At 68.3% G+C, this 22,022-nt stretch carries 22 protein-coding genes; 15 read left to right on the forward strand and 7 right to left on the reverse strand.

Annotated elements, in window-relative coordinates:
• Positions 1-12 precede the first annotated feature (12 nt).
• The 3 genes from paaE (at position 13) to CupriaWKF_RS16230 (ending at position 2,707) form a co-directional block, all read left to right on the forward strand.
• A complete protein-coding gene (gene paaE, locus CupriaWKF_RS16220) occupies positions 13-1,101 on the forward strand; it encodes a 1,2-phenylacetyl-CoA epoxidase subunit PaaE (RefSeq protein ID WP_276098814.1) in 1,089 nt (362 codons plus the stop codon).
• Positions 1,102-1,233: 132 nt separating this feature from the next.
• On the forward strand, positions 1,234-2,028 hold the full coding sequence (locus CupriaWKF_RS16225; protein ID WP_276098815.1) for a DUF1835 domain-containing protein: 795 nt from the start codon (positions 1,234-1,236) through the stop codon (positions 2,026-2,028).
• 43 nt (positions 2,029-2,071) lie between these two features.
• The gene (locus tag CupriaWKF_RS16230; RefSeq protein ID WP_276098816.1) at positions 2,072-2,707 is read left to right on the forward strand and encodes a TetR/AcrR family transcriptional regulator; all 636 of its coding nucleotides are present in this window, start codon (positions 2,072-2,074) and stop codon (positions 2,705-2,707) included.
• Between the two features lie 28 nt (positions 2,708-2,735).
• Here CupriaWKF_RS16230 and kefC read toward each other — a convergent pair whose 3' ends face one another.
• A complete protein-coding gene (gene kefC, locus CupriaWKF_RS16235; protein WP_276098817.1) occupies positions 2,736-4,547 on the reverse strand; it encodes a glutathione-regulated potassium-efflux system protein KefC in 1,812 nt (603 codons plus the stop codon).
• Positions 4,544-5,092: an NAD(P)H-dependent oxidoreductase gene (locus CupriaWKF_RS16240; RefSeq protein WP_276100843.1), complete on the reverse strand. Its 549-nt coding sequence runs from the start codon at positions 5,090-5,092 to the stop codon at positions 4,544-4,546. Before CupriaWKF_RS16240 ends, kefC begins: the two co-directional genes overlap by 4 nt.
• A gap of 376 nt (positions 5,093-5,468) precedes the next feature.
• Between CupriaWKF_RS16240 and CupriaWKF_RS16245 the strand changes: the two genes are divergently transcribed.
• The gene (locus CupriaWKF_RS16245) at positions 5,469-6,167 is read left to right on the forward strand and encodes a GNAT family N-acetyltransferase (protein WP_276098818.1); all 699 of its coding nucleotides are present in this window, start codon (positions 5,469-5,471) and stop codon (positions 6,165-6,167) included.
• A gap of 80 nt (positions 6,168-6,247) precedes the next feature.
• On the opposite strand, the gene CupriaWKF_RS16250 is transcribed toward CupriaWKF_RS16245, so the two are convergent.
• The 5 genes from CupriaWKF_RS16250 to CupriaWKF_RS16270 form a co-directional block, all read right to left on the reverse strand.
• Complete coding sequence (locus CupriaWKF_RS16250) at positions 6,248-6,739, reverse strand: Lrp/AsnC family transcriptional regulator (protein WP_211946200.1); 492 nt, start codon at positions 6,737-6,739, stop codon at positions 6,248-6,250.
• A 349-nt stretch (positions 6,740-7,088) separates the two neighbouring features.
• Complete coding sequence (locus tag CupriaWKF_RS16255) at positions 7,089-7,664, reverse strand: EF-hand domain-containing protein (protein WP_276098819.1); 576 nt, start codon at positions 7,662-7,664, stop codon at positions 7,089-7,091.
• A 169-nt stretch (positions 7,665-7,833) separates the two neighbouring features.
• A complete protein-coding gene (locus CupriaWKF_RS16260) occupies positions 7,834-8,532 on the reverse strand; it encodes a type II secretion system protein N (RefSeq protein ID WP_276098820.1) in 699 nt (232 codons plus the stop codon).
• 69 nt (positions 8,533-8,601) lie between these two features.
• Positions 8,602-9,822, reverse strand: coding sequence for a globin domain-containing protein (locus CupriaWKF_RS16265; RefSeq protein WP_276098821.1), 1,221 nt, complete (start codon positions 9,820-9,822; stop codon positions 8,602-8,604).
• A gap of 102 nt (positions 9,823-9,924) precedes the next feature.
• Positions 9,925-10,377, reverse strand: coding sequence for an Rrf2 family transcriptional regulator (locus tag CupriaWKF_RS16270; RefSeq protein WP_276098822.1), 453 nt, complete (start codon positions 10,375-10,377; stop codon positions 9,925-9,927).
• Positions 10,378-10,616: 239 nt separating this feature from the next.
• On the opposite strand from CupriaWKF_RS16270, the gene gspG reads away from it, so the two are divergent.
• The 11 genes from gspG to gspF all read left to right on the forward strand — a co-directional run bounded on the left by gspG (position 10,617) and on the right by gspF (position 21,940).
• Positions 10,617-11,051 carry a type II secretion system major pseudopilin GspG gene (gene gspG / locus CupriaWKF_RS16275; protein WP_276100845.1) on the forward strand — a complete coding sequence of 145 codons (435 nt, stop codon included), beginning with the start codon at positions 10,617-10,619 and terminating at the stop codon, positions 11,049-11,051.
• A gap of 15 nt (positions 11,052-11,066) precedes the next feature.
• Positions 11,067-11,567 carry a GspH/FimT family pseudopilin gene (locus CupriaWKF_RS16280; RefSeq protein WP_276098823.1) on the forward strand — a complete coding sequence of 167 codons (501 nt, stop codon included), beginning with the start codon at positions 11,067-11,069 and terminating at the stop codon, positions 11,565-11,567.
• Entirely contained in the window at positions 11,564-11,974 is a 411-nt protein-coding gene (gspI, locus tag CupriaWKF_RS16285) for a type II secretion system minor pseudopilin GspI (protein ID WP_276098824.1), read from the forward strand. The genes CupriaWKF_RS16280 and gspI overlap by 4 nt, the downstream gene beginning before the upstream one ends.
• The gene (locus tag CupriaWKF_RS16290; protein WP_276098825.1) at positions 11,952-12,647 is read left to right on the forward strand and encodes a prepilin-type N-terminal cleavage/methylation domain-containing protein; all 696 of its coding nucleotides are present in this window, start codon (positions 11,952-11,954) and stop codon (positions 12,645-12,647) included. Before gspI ends, CupriaWKF_RS16290 begins: the two co-directional genes overlap by 23 nt.
• Positions 12,648-12,649: 2 nt before the next feature.
• Entirely contained in the window at positions 12,650-13,675 is a 1,026-nt protein-coding gene (gene gspK / locus CupriaWKF_RS16295; protein ID WP_276098826.1) for a type II secretion system minor pseudopilin GspK, read from the forward strand.
• A gap of 247 nt (positions 13,676-13,922) precedes the next feature.
• Positions 13,923-15,314, forward strand: a complete 1,392-nt coding sequence (gene gspL / locus CupriaWKF_RS16300; RefSeq protein ID WP_276098827.1) for a type II secretion system protein GspL — start codon at positions 13,923-13,925, stop codon at positions 15,312-15,314.
• A gap of 8 nt (positions 15,315-15,322) precedes the next feature.
• Entirely contained in the window at positions 15,323-15,931 is a 609-nt protein-coding gene (locus CupriaWKF_RS16305) for a type II secretion system protein M (RefSeq protein WP_276098828.1), read from the forward strand.
• Positions 15,931-16,737: a type II secretion system protein N gene (locus CupriaWKF_RS16310; RefSeq protein WP_276098829.1), complete on the forward strand. Its 807-nt coding sequence runs from the start codon at positions 15,931-15,933 to the stop codon at positions 16,735-16,737. Before CupriaWKF_RS16305 ends, CupriaWKF_RS16310 begins: the two co-directional genes overlap by 1 nt.
• A 35-nt stretch (positions 16,738-16,772) precedes the next feature.
• On the forward strand, positions 16,773-19,175 hold the full coding sequence (gspD, locus tag CupriaWKF_RS16315) for a type II secretion system secretin GspD (protein ID WP_276098830.1): 2,403 nt from the start codon (positions 16,773-16,775) through the stop codon (positions 19,173-19,175).
• An 8-nt stretch (positions 19,176-19,183) separates the two neighbouring features.
• Complete coding sequence (gspE, locus tag CupriaWKF_RS16320; RefSeq protein WP_276098831.1) at positions 19,184-20,710, forward strand: type II secretion system ATPase GspE; 1,527 nt, start codon at positions 19,184-19,186, stop codon at positions 20,708-20,710.
• Between the two features lie 12 nt (positions 20,711-20,722).
• Complete coding sequence (gene gspF, locus CupriaWKF_RS16325) at positions 20,723-21,940, forward strand: type II secretion system inner membrane protein GspF (RefSeq protein WP_276098832.1); 1,218 nt, start codon at positions 20,723-20,725, stop codon at positions 21,938-21,940.
• Positions 21,941-22,022 lie beyond the last annotated feature (82 nt).

Genomic DNA, 22,022 nt, shown 5'->3' on the forward strand with positions numbered 1-22,022 from the left:
GAGCGAGCTGCCATGACCCCACAGTTCCATCCGCTGCGTGTGGCGCAGGTGCGCCCCGAGACGGCCGACACGATCTCCATCGCGTTCGAGGTGCCCGAAGGCCTGCGCGACGCCTACCGCTTCACCCAGGGCCAGTTCCTGACACTGAAGGCCCCGGTCGATGGCCAGGAACTGCGCCGCTCGTACTCGATCTGCAGCGGCGTGCAGGATTACGCGGAGCGCGGCGAGCTGCGCGTGGCGGTCAAGCTGGTCGAGGATGGCATCTTTTCCAGCCACCTGCACGACACGCTGGCGACTGGCCAGGTCATCGACGTGATGACGCCGGACGGGCGCTTCCACGTGCCGCTCGATGCCGGCGCCGCGCGCCACTATGTCGCCTTTGCCGCGGGCAGCGGCATCACGCCGGTGCTATCGCTGATCCGCACCACGCTGGCGGCGGAACCGAAGAGCCGCTTCACTCTGGTCTATGGCAACCGCACGGTCGACAGCATCATCTTTTCCGAGGCGCTCGAAGACCTGAAGAACCAGTACCTGGCGCGCTTCACGCTTTACCACGTACTGTCGCGCCAGCCGCAGGAAGTCGACCTGCTGCATGGGCGGCTCGATCATGCGCGGGTCACGGCCTTCCTGCAGGCGCTGATTCCGGTGGACGATATCGATGCCGCCTTCGTGTGCGGCCCGGCGTCGATGATCGACGATGTCGAAGCGGCGCTGCGCGACGCCGGGCTGGACCCGCACCGCATCCACGCCGAACGCTTCGGCGTGCCGGTGGACCGCCAGAAGCGCGCGCCCGCGCATACCCCTGGCGATCACACCGGCACGGCCGAACTGGTGGTCGTGCTGGACGGCAAGCAGCACACCATGCGCCTGCCGCTGGAAGACGGCAAAGTGCTCGACACCGCGCTGGCCGCCGGCCTGGATCTGCCCTATGCGTGCAAGGGCGGCGTTTGTTGCACCTGCCGCGCCAAGGTGCTGGAGGGCCAGGTCGAGATGGAGAAGAACTACACGCTCGAGCCGTGGGAAATGGAAAAGGGCTTCGTGCTGACCTGCCAGGCCCGTGCGCTCACGCCCCGGGTGGTGGTCAGCTACGACGAGCGCTGAACGTTCGCCGCGCCGCGCGCCGTGGCCGGCGCGCCGGCTGGCGAAGTCTGGCCGTGATTACAATGGGAAGGGAGCGCATTGCCGGCTCCGCAAGGTGACTGACAACCGTCCCACGCATATACAATCACGGCCATGCAATATATCCACGTCGTCAACGGCGATGTCGCCGGAAATACCCTGCGCCAGGCGCTGGCCCAGGCTGCCCGGCCCGACCCCGTGATCGTGCTGCGCGACGACCTGGCCGTGGGTCCGCTCGTCGACGTGGACAGCACCGGCCAGATCCGCTCCGGCTTCTGGCAGCGCGTGGCCCCGCACACCGACATCGACTTCCCCGCCGAAATGCGCCAGGCGCTGGACCAGCTGCAGACGCTGCGCCAGAGCGAGATGGAAGTCGCGATCTGGCACGGCCAGAGCGCGGCCGACCAGCTGATGCTGCGCCGGGTGGTGTTCCACCTCTACCAGGCCCCCCAGCGCATCAATGAAGTCTCCATGGACCTGCGCGAGCTGGAACTGCCGCCGCAGGCCGGGCTGGCGGCCATCGGCATGTACTCGCCGGCACGGCTGGCGCGGCGCTTCTCGACCATCGCGCCGGTCTCGGTACTGCGCCTGGGGCGGCTGGGCTACGAATGGCAGCAGAATGTGCGCGAGAACGCCGATGTCCGGCTATGGAAGGGCAATACGCTGGTGCCGGCGGCCTACCACAGCATCGACGACATCATCATGGAGCGGGCTCCGTCCGATTGGACGCCCGCGTCCCAGGTGGTAGGCAGCGTGATGGGCGCTATCGAAGGCTTGCTGGCCAGCGACTGGTTCGTGTTCTGGCGCTGCCGCGAGCTGATCTCCACGGGCCGGATGGTCCTGCGCGGCAACGCCGATTCGCTTGACACCTGCGAGCTGCGCCGGCATCAGGCCACCAGCGCGGAATAGCCCCTCTTCCCTCTTATCCCCGGACACTCCCTGCCGGACAGACATGGCCCGAACCAAGGCACCCGACTTCGAAGCGCAGCGCGAGCAGATCCTGGAACTGGCCGCCGCCGCCTTTGCCAACAGCAGCTACCCCAGCACCTCGATGGCCGACCTGGCCGCCGCCTGTGGCACCTCCAAGGCGCGCCTGTATCACTACTACGAGAGCAAGGAAGCGATCCTGTTCGACCTGCTGGACCGCTACACGCGCCGCCTGATGCTGATCGTCACGGAGGTCGAGGCGGATTCCGAGCGCCAGGGCCGCACCGACAGCGAAAGCTTCGCCAGCCTGATCCGCGCCTTCCTGGCCGAGTACGAGAACTCGCAGACGCGCCATATCGCGCTGATCAACGACGTCAAGTTCCTGGCCGACGAGCAGCGCGACATCATCCTCGGCCGCGAACGCGACGTGGTCGCGGCGTTCTCGCGCATGCTGCGGCGCGCGTACCCGGAGCGCGTCACGCGCGAGAACCAGACCGCGCTGACCATGATGGTGTTCGGCATGATCAACTGGACCTTCACCTGGCTCAAGCCGGGCGGCAAGCTGTCCTACGCGGCGTTCGCCGACATGGTGGTCGACATGCTCGAAGGCGGGCTGCCGGGCAAGGCCGGCATCCCCGCGCAAGCACTGGCCCGCCGCTGAAGGCACTGAAGGCAGGCCGGCCCGGCCATCAGGACCATTCGGCCTCTTCCTGCTGGCGCCGCTGCTCGCGGTCCTGGCGGAACATTTCTTCCAGCTCGTCGCGCGCCTGGCGCGCCAGCGACACCAGCTTCTTCTGGTCCGTGTAGTGCGGGTAGAAGCGGTCGATGGCCTGGATGTTGTGGCGGCGGAAACGCAGTGCGACGCTGCGGGCCTGCACCGGATCGAATCCCAATCCTTCCAGCACCCGCCGGCCCAGCATCAGCGAACCCTCGAACATCTCGCGCTCGAACAGCTGCACGCCGCGGTCCTTGAGCTGGTAGATGTGCGAGACATGGCGCGCCCGGGCGTAGATCTGCAGGTCCGGGTAGCGTTCGCGCACGCGGTCGATCAGTTGCAGGCTGTCGTCCATGCCGTCGATGGCCACGATCAGGATGCGCGCCTTGGCTATGCCGGCGGCTTCCAGCAGGTCCAGCCGCGTGGCATCGCCGTAGAAGATCTTGAAACCGTACTGGCGCAGGAACTCGATCTGGTCGGGATCATGGTCCAGCACGGTCACGCCGATGCCCTGCGCGTACAGCAGACGGCCGATGATTTGCCCGAATCGCCCGAAGCCGGCAATCATCACCGGGTTGTCCTGCGGCGTGATGGCGTCGTCGGCGCGCCGTTTCATGGCCCCCACGTGCGGCGCCACCAGGCGGTCATAGGCCAGTAGCAGCAAGGGCGTGGCCACCATCGACAGGGCCACGATCAGCACCAGCAGCGCCTCGGTCTCGCGCGGCAGCAGGCCCGCCGTGCCGGCCACGCCGAACACGACGAAGGCGAACTCGCCGCCCTGCGAGATCAGCAGCGCGAACAGCAGCCGCTGGCCGCGCGCAATGGCGAAGTATCGCGCCAGCAGCATCAGCACGGCGGTCTTGGCGACGACGAAGGCGGCCACCAGCCCGAGCACGGTGCCGGGCGCACGCGCCAGCACCGCGAAGTCGATCGACATTCCCACGGCCATGAAGAACATGCCGAGCAGCAGGCCCTTGAACGGCTCCAGGTCGGCCTCGAGCGCATGGCGGTACTCTGAATCGGCCAGCAGCACGCCGGCCACGAAGGTGCCCAGCGCCATCGACAGGCCCACCGCATCCATCATCAGCGCAATGCCCACCACCAGCAGCAGCGCGAAGGCGGTGAACATCTCGCGCATGTCGGTCCGGGCGATGAAGCGCAGGGCCGGGCGCACGAGATAACGGCCGCCGAACACCACGGCCGCAATCACCGCCACGCCCTTGGCCGCCGCCTGCCAGCCGCCGGCGCCGCCGGCGTCTGTCGCGCTCTCTGCCGCCAGCAGCGGCAGCAGCGCGATCATCGGGATGGCCGCGACGTCCTGGAACAGCAGGATGCCGAAGCTGGCCCCGCCCGCGGGCGTGCCGAACAGGTTGCGCTCGCCCAGCGTGGCCAGGGCGATGGCCGTGGACGACAGCGCCAGTCCCAGCCCCGCAACCAGCGCCACCGGCCAGGGCGCCCCGACAAGCACCGCCAGGACGCCGATCACCAGCGCACACGCCGCAAGCTGGATACCGCCATGGCCAAAGATGCTCTGCCGCAGCGCCCAGAGCTTGCGTGGCTCCAGCTCCAGGCCGATCACGAACATCATCAGCACCACGCCGAATTCCGAGAAATGCAGGATCGACTCGACATTGGTCACCAGGCGCAGCGCAAACGGCCCGATGGCCGCACCGGCCAGCAGGTAGCCGAGCACTGCGCCCAGGCCGGTGCGGCGCGCCAGCGGCACCGCCACCACGGCGGCCACCAGAAACACCACGAGCGCGATCAGGAAGTCGTGCTGGTTCATGCGCGTACCTCCGCGCCTGCCGCGGCCGGGCTGCCCTCATGGGCACCAATGCGCCTGCAAACGTGGGTGATATGCCCGGCCAGGGCCTGGGCGTCGATGTTGTCGGCGTCATGCAGCACCAGCGGCGGCAGCCAGTCCATCCCGCACAGCCGCGCGGTCTGCTCCAGCGGCAGCAGGAACGCTTCGATCGGGTGGCCATGGTTGCCTTCGGGCCCATAGGAATCGAAGGTGCCGCCGGTGCTCGCCACGGCCAGCACGGACTTGCCGCGCAGCGCCGTGCCGCCGGGGCCATAGGCCCAGCCATATTCGAGCACCTCGTCGAGCCAGAGCTTGAGCAGCGCCGGCACGCTGTACCAGTGCACCGGGTACTGCAGGACGACCGTCTCCGCAGCGGCGAGCGCGCGCTGCTCGGCGACGACATCGATGTCGTAGTCGACGTAGCGGCGATAGAGATCGTGAACTGCGACGTTCGGCAGCGTGGCGAGCGCCTCTGCCAGCGGCCGGTTCACGCGCGAACGGCTCGGCGCGGGATGCGCATAGATCACAACAATCGGGGATTCGGTCTTCGGCACGGGCGATCAGTCCGGAAAATCGGGCGTACCCGCTTCGGCGGGCACGCAGTTATCCAAGGGAATGCGGCGTTGCAGCAAATCCACAGCTGAGCGGCTGCAACAATTCATCACATTTTTTCAAGCTTTTGATTTTACTCAGTATTTTTACAGAAATTTGGTCCGGCCATCCCTGCTGCATCGCAGGAAGCTTACGCGTAACTGACAGTTCCGCTACAATACTTTTCGTGCCGCATCAAGATGGTGTTTGCCCCTATCCGGCAGCTTGTGAAGCAGAAAGTGCCTGGTCAAACACCACAGCGGTGTTATTTTTATCGCTGATTGCACCGGATTGCACCGGGAAGGAAACATCGTGAATCCGCTCGAACTGAGCAAGGCTGTCGGCGCCGTTACCGACGAAGATCTGCGCAAGGCAGCCGAAGCCACACAGGCCGCACAGCGCGCCACCGTCCTGGTGCGCGAGCTGGCCGCCCATCACCGCTCGCGCCTGCTGAAGCATTTCCTCGCCCTGCGCGAGGAGGATCGCCTGCTCCGTTTCGGCCAGTCGGTGGGCGACCACGTGATTGAAGCGTATGTCGACAGCATCGACTTCGACCATGACTCGGTGTTCGGCGTGTATGACGAGAAGCTGGAACTGGTCGGCGTCGGCCACTTCGCCAACCTGCGCGACAACGCCCAGGGCCGCGTAGCGGAGTTCGGCGTATCGGTGTCGAAGAGCGCGCGCGGCCGCGGCATCGGCAGTGCGCTGTTCGAGCGCGCCGCCATCCACGGCCGCAACACCAGCGTGCGCACGCTGTACATGCACTGCCTGTCGCGCAACGCGGCCATGATGCATATCGCCAAGAAGGCCGGCATGAAGGTCCAGTACGCGTACGGCGAGGCCGACGCCTACCTGGAGCTGCCGCCGGCAGATGCCATGAGCCGCCTGACCGAGGCGCTGGACGAGCAAGTCGCCGACCTGGACTACCTGGTGCGCCGCAACCTGCGCGACGCGCGCCGCTTCGGGCTGCGCTTCTGGCGCTCGATGGTGCCGCAGAAGGGCACCGCCTGATACCCTCGCCGCGCACCGGCCAGGCCCGCACGCCAGACGGCGCATCGTGACGATGCGCCGTTTTTGTTTTGCGCGGCAGCTCAGCCGCCGGCAACCGGCAATGCCGTGGTGTCCTTGATGCTTTCCAGCGCAAAGCTGGAACGGACGTCGATGACGGACGGGTGGGCAAGCAACTGCTCCTGCATGAAGCGCGCGAAGTGCTCCATGTCTTCCACGTAGACCTTGAGCAGCAGGTCCATTTCGCCGGTCATGGCATGGCATGCCGCCACCTCCGGCCACGTGGAAATGGAAGCGCGGAACAGGTCCAGCGGCGCCTTGCCCTTGGGCGCGCCACCATGCTTTTCCAGCCGGACGTTGATATAGGCCAGCAGGCCCAGGCCGATCTTGCCGGGTTCCAGCAACGCCGCATACTGGCGGATCACGCCAATCTCCTCCAGCCGGCGGATGCGCCGCAGGCATGGGCTCGGCGACAGGTTCACGCGCTCGGCCACCTCCAGGTTGGTCAACCGGCCGTTGGTCTGCAGCACCTCAAGGATCTTCCGGTCGATCTTGTCCAACTCCACCTTGCTCACGATTTCGTTGCTCCGCAGTATGTTTATTGGCAATTTTTTTGCGCAAATTTAGCAAGTTGTGCACAACTACGCAATTTTTTGTGGCATCTCATCCGCTTTGTGGCCGTATCCATCACTCTGGCGAAGGAATGGACGGGCAAGATCGTGCCGCGACAAACTGACCAAGGGAAGGCAAGGAGGGTGCCAAGCCGGTTGCACGGGCAGCGGGCATTCTACGGTCGTTCTGCGCTTATCCGGCACCAATGCCAGGATTTGGAGCACTAGAAGACCCGAAATGCAAAAAAAAGCGCGACCCGTAAAGGTCGCGCGATATCAGGCGTCGCCCCGGTGTGGGGCGCGCTCACGCGGATCAGCCGCCGCTGCTGGAAGGCGCCGACGGCGCCCCCGGTCCGCGCGGCATGCGCTGCATGCGCTCCTCGTGCATCTTCTGCATGCCTGCCTTGATTTCGTCGAGAGTCAGCTTGCCGTCATGGTTGGCGTCGAGTTGATCGAAACGCTCCGCCAGGCGCGGCATGCCTGTCTTGACTTCGTCCCTGGTCAGCGCGCCGTCATTGTTCTTGTCGGCGGCCTTGAACTTCGCCTCGAACTCCTTCTGCATTTCGGCACGGCGTTGCTCCATCATGGACTTGCGGTAGGCCGTTAGTTCGTTCTGGTCGAGCTTGCCGTCGTGATTGGTGTCGATGCGGTTGAACAGCGCGTCGGCCTCGGCCTTGGAAATCGTGCCGTCGCCGTCGGTGTCGACCGACTTCATCCACATGCCGCCACCGTGCTCCATGTGGTGGTGCATGGCACCGCGCTGGCCCGGTACGGGCGCGGGCGCCGGCGCGGTTGCTGCGGCCTGGGCAAAGGCGCCGCCTGCGACGAGGAACGCGGCGGACGCGGCCAGGAAGTGCTTGAGGATCTGCGACTTGGAATTGCCTTGCATGTCTTGCTCCTTTTCATCACGTGGGCATGTACGGATTAGAATGCGGACGATGCAGGGAAGTTGGCGCTTTTAATACGATGTTACGCGCCTCACAGAAAGGCCGTCCGGTCGTAAGCGATCGCAAGCCAGGACGAATATTGGCGAGCCATGGCGGCCCGCGCGCCCGGATTCAGTTCTTGGGCACAAGCGGCTCGGCCATTGGTGCGTGCGGCGCCACGGCAGACTGAAGCTGGTGGGGATCGACGTTCTGCGGTTGCGGCTGCATGTTGACCGGCGGCGCCGGCGAGGCGGGCTGTATCGGCTGTGGAGCCGGCGACGATGGGGCAGGCGGCTGGCTCACCGCGGGCGCTGGCGGCGTCATCGGTGTGGCGAGCGGAGCGGCCGCACCGGAAGGCGGCGTTGCCAGCGGTGCCGGACCGGAGCGCTCTGCGCCGGCCTGCACCGGCAACGCAATCTCCTGGCGCACGCCATTGCGCTCGATCACCACGGAACGGCCGTGGATCTCGACCAGGCGAATCTGCTGCGACAGTGCCGTACCGGCCCGCACAGCCTTGGGCGGGCCGCCGTCGAGCGACACGATCGCGGCGCCCGCGCCGTCGGCCACATCCGCCACGACCCCGACCAGCTGGACGTCACGCACGCCACCCTGGGCGGAGCCGCCGAACAGCGTGGCCACGGCGCCGGTCTCTATCGCCTCGGTCTGCGCCACGCGGGCGGCTTGCGGTACGGGGATGGTCCGCATGGCGCTGAAGGTCAGCACCCAGTGCGTCGCCAGGGCGCATAGCGCGACGAAGAGAACCAGGCTGGCCGCGCGCGGCAGCCAGGCGGCAGCATCGGGACGGAAAACGGGCCGGAAGGAGAGTTGCACGGAATGGACGGTACGCTCGACAGGAACGCATCAAGCGTACCAGAGGCCCATGACCGTGTCTGCGACGGCTTACAGCAGGTCGTCCAGCAGATCCGGGCCAAACACTTCGCGATGGATATGCCCGACCGGCACGCCGGCGCTGATCAGCGCATGCCGTTGCGCCTGCATGAAGCCGAGCGGGCCGCACAGGTGGAAATCGCCATCGATGAACAGGCTGTTCTCGGGCGAGGCGAGCAGCTCGGCGACCGGCATGGTGCCCGCATGGTCGTAGTCGCGGCCGTCCACGTCGGCGGCTTGCGGCTGCTCGTAGCTGACATGGGTACGCAGCTGCGGCAGGCGCTCCTTGGCCCAGGCCACGTCGGCGCGGTGCGCATGGTGGCGGCCGTCGCGCGCGGCATGGGCGAACAGGATTTCACGCCTGGAACCCTGCAGGGCCAGCGTGCGCAGCACCGACAGCATCGGCGTGATGCCGATGCCGGCCGACAGCAGCACCAGCGGGCGCTGGCCGTCCAGGCGCGGCGCAAAGTCGCCGAACGGCGCGCTCACGGCCAGTTCGGTGCCGGGCTGGGCGTTGGCGTGCAGCCAGTTGGAGACGGCGCCGGCCGGCGTGGCATGGTCGCCGTCCTCGCGCTTGACGGAAATCCGCCACGTCGGCAGACCGCGCTCTGCGGACAGCGAATACTGGCGCTGCTGGCGATTGCCATCCTCGAGCGCGACTTCGACGCTGATGTACTGGCCCGGGCGGAAATCGCCCAGCGGCTTGCCGTCGATGGCCGACAGCGTCAGCGCGACCACGTTGTCGCTCTGCACTTCGCGGCGCTCTACGCGCACGGCGATGCGCTCGCCCGCGGCCAGGCCGGTGCTCTGGTACAGGCGCGCTTCGGCGGCGATCAGTTCGCCGGCGAGCAGCCAGTAAGCTTCGTCCCAGGCAGCAAGCAGGTCAGGCGTGGCGGCTTCGCCCAGCACGGCGGAAATTGCGCCCAGCAGGTGCTTTCCGACAATCGGATAGTGCGCGGGCGTCAGGCCCACGGCCGCATGCTTGTGCACGATGCGCTCGACCACCGGCGCGAGCGCGCTGGCGTTGTCGATGTTGGCGGCGTATGCGAACACCGCGGATGCAAGCGACTGCTGCTGCGAGCCGTTGGCCTGGTTGCCCATATTGAAGAGCTGGGTCAGTTCGGGCCGGGCCGCGAACATCTCGCGGTAGAAATGGGTGGTGATGGCGAGACCATGTTCGCGCAGCACCGGAACGCTGGCATCGATGTAGGGGCGGGAAGCGGCAGACAACATCAGGTAAGGCTCCGTTTTAATTCATGCAAACAAAATGCATGTTTTCACTCACAACAAAGCCGGCGCACGGGGCGTCTGAACGAACCGCTCAGGAGGTGCCGTTCAGGCCGTGCGCCGGCTCATAAAATCACGATGCAGCCGGATGATCGACTCGGCGGTCTGGCTGCCGGTCACATCCGCCAGGGTGACGGTGTCAAGCGTGCGGTAGAACGCCTGCTCTGCCTCGTCCAGCGCCCGACGCAGCCGGCAACTGCCGCTCAGGGCACACGGCGGATTGTCACAGTCAATGACCGGCTTGTGCCCTTCCAGCTCGCGCAGGATCGTGCCGATGGTCAGCTGGCAGGCCTGCGGGCCCAGTTCCAGTCCACCGTGGCGACCGCGCGTAGCCGTGAGCCAGCCCAGTTTCGACAGACGCGCGGCCACCTTCACCAGGTGGTGGTGCGAAATCTCGAACTGCTGCCCCACCTCGGCAATGGTGATGGGCCGGCTGCCGTCGGCGCGTGCGACGTACATCAGCAGCCGCAGTGCGTAGTCGGAGAAACGGGTCAGTTGCATCGTGGCGACATCTTAGATAAGCAGCATTTCAAATGCAAGATTATTGTTGCAGTGCAGGATACCGTGACATGGATCGCACACCTGCGTGCGAGAATCCCACGCCACAAAAAACAGTCATGGGGTGGCGGTTATACTGGCTGCCGAACGCCGGGCGCGCGGCTAGCGGCCCGCCCCGCCATCCAGCAAGAGGCTCAGACACGATGCGCAGATTTTCACCGCTTACCGCCAATACCCGCTTCATGAGATCGCGCCACACCAACGGCAGCCGCGGCTTCACCCTGATCGAAATCATGGTGGTGATCGTCATCCTGGGGGTGCTGGCGGCGCTGGTGGTGCCCAAGATCATGAGCCGCCCTGACGAAGCCCGCATCGTGGCGGCACGCCAGGATATCTCGTCGATCATGCAGGCGCTCAAGCTCTACCGGCTCGACAACAGCCGCTACCCCACCACCGAGCAAGGCCTGGCCGCGCTGGTGGCCAAGCCGACCACCGAGCCCGTGCCCAATAACTGGAAGGGCGGCGGCTACCTGGAGAAGCTGCCCAAGGATCCGTGGGGCCACCCGTACCAGTACCTGAACCCCGGCGTGCGCGGCGAGATCGACGTCTTCAGCTTCGGTGCCGACGGCCAGGCCGGCGGCAGCGGCAATGACGCCGACATCGGCAACTGGGAATAACGCCGCGCCCGCAGCATGAAACCGGCCCCGTGCCGCCGCGCCGCCGCCTGCCGGCCACGGGGCTTCACCCTGCTCGAACTGCTGGTGGTCATGGTGATCGCCGGCATCGTCATTTCGCTGGTGGCCATCAATGCTTCGCCCAATGAGCGCGGGCGCCTGCTGGACGACGGCCAGCGCATCGCGCGCCTGTTCGAGCTGGCGCAGGAAGAGGCCCAGCTCGGCGCCCGCCCGATCGCCTGGGAAGGCAGCATCAGGGGCTGGCGCTTTCTCGAATCCACCCCCAACGGCTGGGTCCCGATGCGCACCGACGTGTTCGCGCCGGGTCAGTGGCGCCTTGCGCCGGACCAGGTGATCATCGCCGAAGGCGGCCGCAACGCCGGCACGGGCGGCCCGCCGCGCCTCGTCTTCGGTCGCGAGCTGATCGACGGCCCGCAGCGGCTGGTACTGGTGCGCGGCGACATCCGCGTCGATGTCGTCGGCGACGGCGGCGGCCGTTACTTCGCCAGCACGCCATGAGCGCGCCCGCCGTCGCCTCCTTGCGCCGCCCTGCGCGCGGCTTCACGCTGATCGAGGTGCTGGTGGCGCTGACCATCCTGGCCGTCGCGCTGACGGCGGCCATGCGCGCCATGGGCAGCATGATCGATGCCAGTGCCGCGCTGCAATCGCGCATGCTGGCCGAATTCAGCGCCGAGAACCACCTGGCCACGCTGCGCCTGTCCAAGACCTGGCCCGAGCCAGGCGTCAGCGGCTATGCCTGCCCGCAGGGCGGCACGCCGCTCTATTGCGAGCAAAGCGTCTCCGGCACGCCCAACCCCGTGTTCCGGCGCGTCGAGATCGCGGTCTATCCGTCAGCCGCCGACCGCTCGGTGCGCCTGGCGTGGCTGGTCACCATCATCCCCAATGAAACGCGCAACCTGCTCTGAGCGCCGCCAGGCGGCGCCGCGCGGCTTCACGCTGCTCGAGATGCTGGTGGCCATCACGCTGCTGGCGGTCATGGCCGTGATCGGCTGGCGCGCGCTGGACAGCATGACGCGCAGCCGCGAACGGCTGACCGACCACGATGCCCGGCTCGACGCACTCAAGGTGCTCTACGGCCAGTTCCAGTCCGACTGCGAGCACCTGGCCAACGCGGACCTGCTGCAGGCCAGCCCGGTGGAAGTCGGGGCCGGCCAGGTGCTGATGGTGCGCGACCGCCGCGAAGAGAACCAGCCGCCGATGTGGCAGGTGCTCAGCTACCGGCTCGACGGCAACGCGCTGGTACGCCTGGCTGCCCCGCCCGTCGACAGCCGCGCCGCCGTGCAGTCCGCGCTGCTGGGGCTGCGCCAGGCCGGCCGGCAAGACAACGTGCAGGCGCGCCGCGTGCTGTCCGATGTGGACAGCCTGGGCGCGCGCGTATGGATCGATCCGCAGGGATGGCTGGCCGACAACGGCCGCATCCGCGGCGCGCTGTTCAATCCAGCCAGCGCCGTGGCGGCGACGGCGGCGACGGCACCGACCGGCGCCGTCGTCCGCGCCGTGGAGCTGTCCGTGCGGGCGCGCACGGGCGACGGCGACACGCCGCGCGACTTCCTCAAGATCTGCATGACGGGCCTGTGATCATGCGCCGACCCTCTCCCTCCCTGCCCCTGCCCCTGCCCCGCCGCCGCGCTCGCGGTGCCGCCGTGGTCACGGCGCTGCTGATGGTCACGCTTGCCGTGGTGGTGGTGTCCGGCATGCTGTGGCGCCAGCAGGTGCAGATCCGCTCGATCGAGAACCAGCGCCTGCTGGCGCAGGCCACGTGGATCGAGCGCGCGGCCGTGGACTGGGCCCGGCTGATCCTGCGCGACGACCAGCGCCGCACCAGCATCGACGAGCTTGGCGAGCCCTGGGCCGTGCCTATCGCCGAGACCCGGCTGTCGGACTTCCTTGGCGCGGCGCTGCGCACCGACCAGTCGGGCGAGACCTCGTTCCTGTCCGGCCGCATCCTGGACGCCCAGGCACGCTTGAACCTGACCAACCTGGTGCTGTGGACCGCCACGCCGACCCAGGGCCGCGCCGCCACGGTCGACCCGGCCGCGCTGGCGGCCTACCGCCGCCTGCTGCAGACGGTAGGCCTGAACCCGTCGCTGGCCGAGACCACGGGCCGCTTCCTGCTGCGTGCCGCCCAGGGCGGCGCCGACGGCCAGCCCGCGCCCCGGCCGGCCGACAGCGCCCAGAGCCTGCTGGCGATCCCGGGCTATACGCCAGCGATGGTTGCTACGCTGGAGCCGTTCATCACGGTGCTGCCCGAACGCACGCTGGTCAACGCCAATACGGCCGACCCGGAAGTGCTGTCGGCCGTCATCAACAACCTGGCGCTCGACCGTGCGCGCGAGTTGGTCCGCGAGCGCGACCGCGCGTACTTCAATAATGTCGGCGACCTCCAGACCAAGCTGACCGGCGTGGCGCCGCAGGCCGACACCGGCAACCTGTCCGCCATGCTGGACGTGCGCACGCACTATTTCCTGATCTACGGCCTGGTGCGCCACGAGCGCGCCAGCCGGCTTCAGGTGTCGCTGGTGTACCGTGGCGAGGTGCTGGGCAACGCCAACACCACGCGCGTGCTATGGATCCACGACACCGACCGCATGCCCGATCTGCGATGACGCATCTGCCGATTTGCACGCGTTCGGGTACGCGACGTTGCAGGCCGAGACACCGGGGAGAATGCTATTGACGCGGATTAGTCACACAGGCAAGGTATGCTGCGGCGCTGCCGCAACCGTGGCGCCATGCCGAGCGGCGCCCCTGCCTTTCCGTTTCCGCCACCCGGCACATCCGCGCCCGGGGCATCCCCGCCGCTGCCCCGGCAGTCCCCAAGCACAGCCTCACTGACGTCAACATTAGGAAATCTTGAGCACCACCCTGTACGTTCGCTTGCCGCACCGGCCGCACGACCAGCCGCAACCGTGGCATTTTGGCGCCCTGCCGTTCGCCCTGGTACGCGACCCGTCCATGCCGGCCGCGCGGCGCACGGACGCCTCGCAGGCGCCGGAAGTGTTGCGCGAAGGCCACGCCCAGATTGCCGCGCTGCCCGCCGCGGAGCGACTGGTGCTCATCCTTGCCGCCAGTGACGTACTGCTCACCACAGCGACCGTGCCACCGCTGCCGCCGGCGCGTCTCAAGCTGGCACTGCCCAACCTGGTGGAAGATGCGCTGGCCACGGACGCGCAGCCGTGCCACGTCGGCGTGGGCCCGGTGCTGGACGGCGACGCCGCACGGCCTGCGCGCGGCCCGCGCCGCCGCCTGCTGATGGTGGCCGACCGGGCCTGGCTGCGCGCCGTGCTCGATGCCTTTGGCGAACACCGCCATCGCCGCCGCCATATCCTGCCGGCGCAGATGTGCCTGCCGCTGGCGGCTGCGCCGGAAGCCGGGGATGACGATAGCGCCGCGGCGCAGCCGGCCACGCTGGTCGTCGAAGCCGCGGCCGCGTCCCTGGCCCAGGCCGAAGGCATGGTCGAACCGACGCTGGCCCCGCCAATCGCAGCTGGCGGCGGCCAGTGGCAGCTCACGGTACGCACCGGCCCCCATGAAGGCTATGGCCTGCTGCTCGGCAATGATGCACTCGCCGCATGGCAGGCCTTGGCGCCCGAAGGCGACTGGCATGGCGATGCCAGCGCCGTGGCCAGCGCGCCGGTGCCCGCGCTGCGCCAGGCCCGCGCCGCCGACTGGCGCCTGTGGATCGCCGGCGCGCAGGGCTGCCTGCAGGAAACCGGGCTGGACCTTGCACAGTTCGAGTTCGCCCAGGGCCGCGCGGACCGCTGGAACCTGCTGGCCTGGCGCCTGCCGCTGGCGCTGGCCGCCGGCATCGTGCTGGTCCAGCTGCTCGGCATGAACGTACACTGGCTGATGCTGCGCCACGAACAGCAGCGGCTCGAAGCCGCGCAGCTGCAGACGCTGCACAACGCCTTCCCGCAGATCCAGACCGTGCTCGACGCCCCGCTGCAGATGCGCCGCCAGGTGGAACAGCTTCGCCTGGCCAGCGGGCGCAGTACGCCGGACGATTTCCTGCCGCTGGCCGACCGTTTTGGCCAGGCGGCCCGCCAGCTTCCGCCAGACGGCCTGCTGGCGCTCGAATACCGCGGCCGCACGCTGGTGGCCACGCTCAAGCCCGGCACCGATACCGCCGCGTTGCGCGGCGCCGTGCGCCAGGCCGGCCTGCAAATGGAAGAAGACAAGACCGCCGAGGACACGCGCCCCGCCGGTCCGGCCGGCTCGCGCTGGGTCATCAAGCCAGGCCTGTGAACCGAACCATGAGCCCGAGCAAAGACAACCTCCGCCCCCAGACCCAACCGGCCTCCGCGACACCGGGGCGCCGCGCGGCTCCCGCCTGGCTTGCGCGCGTCAAGCCGCGCGTGCCGCAAGCCTGGCGCGACCAGTTCGACGCCTTCTGGTCGGCGCGCAACCCGCGCGAGCAGGCCATCCTTGCGGGTGGCGCCGCGGTATTGGGCTTGGTGCTCATCTACAGCGTCTTGTGGGAGCCCGCTGCGGACGGCCGCGCGCGACTGTCGCGCAGCCTGCCGGCGATGCGCGCCGATCTCGCGGAAATGGAAACCCTGGCGCAGGAGGCGCGCGGCCTGAACGCGAGCCCGGCCCCCGCGCTGCGCGGCGATGCCCTCACGCAGGCCTTGCAGGACAGCCTCGGCAAATACGGCCTCAAGGCCACGCGGCTGGCGGCCGGCGCCGACAACAGCGTTCAGGTGCAGCTCGACAAGGCGCCCTTCGGCGCGGTGGCGGGATGGCTGCAGGACGTGCGCCAGCAGCAGCGCCTGAAGGTCACGGACGCACGCATCGTCTACGTCGGCGCCACCGCGCTGGTCAATGTCAGCGCGACCCTGCAGGGTCCGGGCGGCCGCAGCTGATGGTACGCCTGGAGTCGCTGCGGCTGCCCCGACGCAAGCTGCGCCGCCCGGCGGGCTGGCGGCGCGCGGGCTGGCTGCTGCTTGGCCTGGCCACCGCCGGCATCACCATGCTGGCGATGCTGCCGGCCGCCTGGATTGCCGACACGGTAGCAGCCCGCACGCAGCGCCGCGTGCTGCTCGCCGACGCGTCGGGCTCGCTCTGGCATGGCAGCGCCACGCTGGCGATGTCGGCCGGCGCGGGCAGCCAGACCGCGACCGTGCTGCCCGGCCGCCTGCAATGGTCGCTGGCCTTCTGGCCGCTGCTGACCGGCTCCGCGCGCGTGATGCTGACGCACACCGAGTCGATGCCGACGCCGGTCGGACTGACCGTCACGCCGCGCGGCTGGACCGCGCAGGCGGGTGCCATGCGCCTCCCCGCGGCGCTGCTGGAGGGCGTGGGCGCGCCGTTCAACACGCTGCGCCCGGACGGCCTGATGCGCGTGGACTGGTCCGCGCTGCAAGGCAAGTTCGCGGGCGGGCTGCTTTACGGGCATATCACGCTGCGCATCGAACAGGTGTCGTCGGCGGTAAGCCGCCTGCGTCCGCTGGGCAGCTACCGTGCCGAGATCGACTGGAACGGCGCCGACGGCAAGCTCGCGCTGAGCACCATCGCCGGGCCCCTGCATCTCGATGGCAGCGGCACGCTGGGCCGGCAGGCGCGCTTTGAAGGCACGGCCCAGGCCGAGCCCGACGCCGCCACCCAGCTGAACAGCCTGCTGAGCCTGCTGGGACGACGAGAGAACAATGTGACAAGGCTGCGCTTCTGAAGCCAGGCAGCGCCAGGAGCCGACCGGAACCCAACATGAAAACCGAAGCCACCCGACCCTTCCTCCAGACCGCCAGTGCCCGCGCCGTGGCCCTGCTGTGCGGGCTTTCGCTGCTGGCGCCCACGCCGCTGTGGGCGCAACAGCCCGCCGGTCCCGGCGCGCCGCCGGACATCACGCCGCGCAACCGCGACCAGGTGGTGCTGAACTTCGTCAACGCCGACCTTGAATCCGTGGTCAAGGCCGTGGGCCAGGCTACCGGCAAGAATTTCGTGATCGATCCGCGCGTGAAGGGCACGGTCAACCTGGTGACCGAGCAGCCGGTGTCGCGCGCACAAGCCCTTGAAACGCTGGGATCGGTCCTGCGCATGCAGGGCTATGCCATGGTGGAAAGCAACGGCTTCACCAAGGTCGTCCCCGAAGCGGACGCCAAGCTGCAAGGCTCGCCGATCGTGGTTGGCGGTGGCGGCGGGCGCGGCGACCAGGTGGTGACGCAGGTGTTCCGCCTGAACTACGAGTCGGCCAACAACCTGGTGCCGGTGCTGCGGCCGATGATCGCGCCCAACAACACCATCACCGCCTACCCGGCCAACAACACGCTGGTGATCACGGACTATGCCGAGAACCTGCGCCGCCTGGGCCGCATCATCGCCGCCATCGACGCGCCGGCTTCGGGCGAAGTCGAACTGGTACCGCTGAGGAATGCCATCGCCAGCGACACGGCGCTGGTGCTGCAGAAGCTGCTCGATCCGGCGGCGGCCGCGAGCGGCGCAGGCGGCGGTGGCGCGGGCGTCGACAGCAGCCTGCGCACGACCGTGGTGGCCGAGCCGCGCAGCAACTCGCTGATGATCCGCGCGTCCAGCCGCGCGCGGCTGCAGCAGGCGCGCCAGCTGATCGACAAGCTCGACCAGCCCTATGCGCGCCCCGGCAATATCTGGGTCGTGCCGCTCAAGAACGCCGATGCGGTCAAGCTGGCCGCCACGCTGCGCGCCATCGTCGCCGCGGACGGCAGCTTTGCTTCCAGCACGCAGCCCGGCGCAGCCGGTGCGGCGGGCGCGGGCGGCCTGACCAACGTTTCCACGCCTGCCGGCGGCCAGTTCACCGGCGGCACCACGGCGAGCCAGACCGGCATGCGCTCCGGCGGCACCAGCGGCTCCGGCTCGGGCGGCGCCTATGGCAATTCAGCGTTCGCGGCATCGTTCAACCCGAACACCCAGCCGACCACGGGCGGCATCATCCAGGCCGATCCCTCCACCAATTCGCTGATCATCACGGCCAGCGAACCGGTCTACCGCAACCTGCGCGGCGTGATCGAGGATCTCGACGCGCGCCGCGCGCAGGTCTACATCGAGTCGATGATCGTGGAGGTCACTTCCACGCAAGCCAGCGAACTCGGCATTCAGTGGCAGGGGCTGATCCGGTCGGACAGCGGCAACAACAACTTTTTCGCTGGCACCAACTTTGGCACCGGCGGCAAGAACATCATCAACCTGACCCTGGCCGGCGCGGCCTACAACGCCAACCATGCCGCCGGCATTGCAGCGGCGACGCAACTGGTGCCCGACATCGGCGGCCTGAACCTCGGCGTCGTCAACAAGGCGCTGGGCCTGGGCGCGCTGCTGCGCGCGCTGGGCAGCAACGGCAGCGTGAACCTGCTGTCGACGCCGAACCTGATCACGCTCGAGAACGAGGAAGCGAAGATCCTGATCGGCCAGAACATCCCGATCACGACCGGCTCCTATGCGCAGACCGGCGGTGCCGCCTCGGTCACCCCGTTCCAGACCTTCGACCGCAAGGACGTCGGCATCACGCTGCGCGTGCGGCCGCAGATCACCGACGGCGGCCTGGTCAAGATGCAGATCTTCCAGGAATCGTCGTCGGTGGTGCCGGGTACGCTGACGCAGGTCCAGGGCCCGACCACCAATGTGCGTTCGATCGAGACCAATGTGCTCGTCGACGACGGCCAGATCATCGTGCTGGGCGGCCTGATCGAGGATTCCTATGGCGACGGCGTGCAAAAGGTGCCGGTGCTCGGCGATATCCCGTGGATCGGCGGCCTGTTCCGCTACGAGAACAAGAACCGCTCCAAGACCAACCTGCTGGTGTTCCTGCGTCCGTATGTGATGCGCACGGCCGGCGCCGTCGACCGCCTGACGGCGGACCGCTACGACTACATGCGCAACCAGCAGACCGGCTTCGTCTCGCCTAACATCATGGTGCGCGACGAAAATACGCCGGTGCTGCCGCCCGCGGAGGCGCCGACCACGCCGTTTGTCGACCCGCGCGGCTCCGGCGCGGTTCCCGGCCCGATGCCTTTGCCGCAATCCGTGCCGCAATCCGCGCCGCAGTCCCAGCAACCCGTGCCGCAGCCGCTGACACAGCAAGGCAGCAACGGTGCGCTCGCCGGGACGGCTGCGCCGGCTTCCGGGCGCGGCAACTGAACGACACCATGGCAAGCGAAGTCCAAGCCGCACCCGATACCCAGGAGCCGCCGTCGCCGATGGCGGCGCGACTGGTCCCATACAGCTTCGCCCGTGAAGCGCCGCTGCTGATCGCACACCAGCGCGCCGACGGCCTCGAAGTCTGGGTCAGCCGCGCCACCTCGCCCGCGGCGCTCGCTGAAGTGGCGCGCGTGCATGGCGCGCTGCGCCTGCGGGTGCTCGAGCCCGAAGCGCTGGAGCGCGCCATGTCCGACGCCTACAACCGCCAGGACGGCAGCGCCGCCCAGGTGGTGGGCGAAGTGGAAGGCGAAGTCGACCTGTCGCGCCTGATGCAGGACATTCCCGCCGTGGAAGACCTGCTCGAGTCCGAGGACGATGCGCCGATCATCCGCATGATCAACGCGCTGCTCACGCAGGCCGCGCGCGAGGGCGCGTCGGATATCCACATCGAGCCGTTCGAGTCGGCGTCGGTGGTGCGCTTCCGCGTGGATGGCACGCTGCGCGACGTGGTGCGGCCCAAGAAGGCGCTGCATGGCGCGCTGATTTCCCGCATCAAGATCATGGCGCAGCTCGACATCGCGGAAAAACGCCTGCCGCAGGACGGCCGCATCACGCTGCGCGTGGGTGGCCGGCCCGTCGATGTACGCGTGTCCACGCTGCCTACCGGCCACGGCGAGCGCGCCGTGCTGCGTCTGCTCGACAAGGAAGCGGGCCGCCTGGACCTGGCCAGGCTCGGCATGTCGCCGCGCACGCTGGGCGGCTTCGACGACCTGATCCGCCAGCCGCACGGCATCGTGCTGGTCACCGGGCCGACCGGCTCGGGCAAGACCACCACGCTGTACGCGGCGCTGTCGCGGCTGGACGCGCGCACCACCAACATCATGACGGTCGAGGACCCGATCGAGTACGACCTGGACGGCATCGGCCAGACCCAGGTCAACCCGCGCATCGACATGACCTTCGCCAAGGCCCTGCGCGCGATCCTGCGCCAGGATCCGGACGTGGTGATGATCGGCGAAATCCGCGACCTTGAGACCGCGCAGATCGCGGTGCAGGCGTCGCTGACCGGCCACCTGGTGCTGGCCACGCTGCACACCAACGATTCGGCCTCGGCGATCACGCGGCTGGTGGACATGGGCATCGAACCGTTCCTGCTGTCGTCGTCGCTGCTCGGCGTGCTGGCGCAGCGGCTGGTACGGCGCCTGTGCCCGCATTGCAAACGCGAGGAAGTCATCGAGGTTACCGCCGGCGAAGCCGCGACCCTGCAGGCGCAGGGCCGGCCGCTGCAGCATCTCTGGCATGCAGCCGGTTGCGACAAGTGCGGCAACTCCGGCTACCAGGGCCGCATGGGCGTGTACGAACTGCTGACCGTCAACGACGAGATCCGCACCATGATCCACCGCCAGCAGCCCGAATCTGAGATCAAGCAGGTGGCGCTGGCGCATGGCATGCAGACCATGCGCGGCGATGCGCAGCGCTGGATCGACGGCGGCGCCACGTCCCTGGAAGAAGTCCTGCGCGTCACGCGCGACTGACGGAACGCCGCCATGCCCGCCTTCCGCTACGAAGCCGCCGACGCCCTCGGCAAGACCGACCGCGGCGTCATCGAGGCCGACAGCGCGCGGCAGGCGCGCACGCAGCTGCGCGCACGCGGGCTCACGCCGCTGACGGTCGACCCGCTCGCCGGTGCCGGGCAGGCGCCGCGCAGCGGCGCGCAGCTGTTCACGCGCCGGCTGTCGAGCCAGGAGCAGGCGCTGTTCACGCGTCAGCTCGCCAGCCTGATCGTCTCCGGACTGCCGCTGGACGAAGCGCTCGGCGCGCTGGCCGACCAGGCCGAGCGTCCCTATGTGCACGAACTGCTGGCCGGCATCCGCGCCGAGGTGATGGGCGGCAGCGCGCTGTCCGTGGCGCTGGCCCAGCATCCGCGTGATTTCCCGGACATCTACCGCGCCCTGGTTTCCGCCGGCGAGCACTCGGGCCACCTCGGGCTGGTGCTGGAGCGGCTGGCCGGCTACATCGAATCGCGCAATGCGTTGACGTCGAAGATCCGGCTGGCGTTCACGTACCCGGCCATCGTCACGGTGGTGGCATTCGCGATCGTCATCTTCCTGCTGTCGTATGTCGTGCCGCAGGTCGTCAGCGTGTTCGCCAACACCAAGCAGAAGCTGCCGACGCTGACCATCATCATGCTGGCGCTGTCGGATTTCGTGCGGAACTGGTGGTGGGCGGCGCTGGGCGTGATCGCCATCGTCGCCGCGATCATTCGCAGCGTGCTCAAGCAGCCCGCCGTGCGGCTGGAATGGCACCGCTGGCTGCTGACCGCGCCGCTGTTCGGCAAGCTGATCCGCGGCTACAACACCGCGCGCTTCGCGGGCACGCTGGCGATTCTGGTGTCGGCGGGGGTTCCAATCCTGCGCAGCCTGCAGGCGGCGGGCGAGACGCTGACCAATGAGGCGCTGCGGGCCAATGTGGAGGATGCGAACACGCGGGTGCGGGAAGGCGCGTCGCTGGCGCGGGCGCTGGCCGCGCAGAACCAGTTTCCACCGGTGCTGGTGCACCTGATCCGGTCTGGGGAGGCCACCGGCAATCTGCCGACGATGCTCGACCGCGCTGCACAGGGTGAGGCGCAGGAGCTGGAGCGCCGCACGCTGTTTCTTACCAGCCTGCTGGAGCCCTTGTTGATTCTGGCGATGGGCGGGGTAGTGCTGATGATCGTGCTGGCGGTATTGATGCCGATTATCGAGATCAATCAGTTGGTGAGATGAAGAGAACTGGCCGGTCGTCGTGCCTGGCTGGCGTGGCGGTTTCACCGCCCGGCCAGGCACAACGCCTCCGGCGAATCCCGCG

The organism is Cupriavidus sp. WKF15 (genome assembly GCF_029278605.1).
In the GTDB taxonomy this organism is placed as follows: Bacteria; Pseudomonadota; Gammaproteobacteria; order Burkholderiales; family Burkholderiaceae; genus Cupriavidus.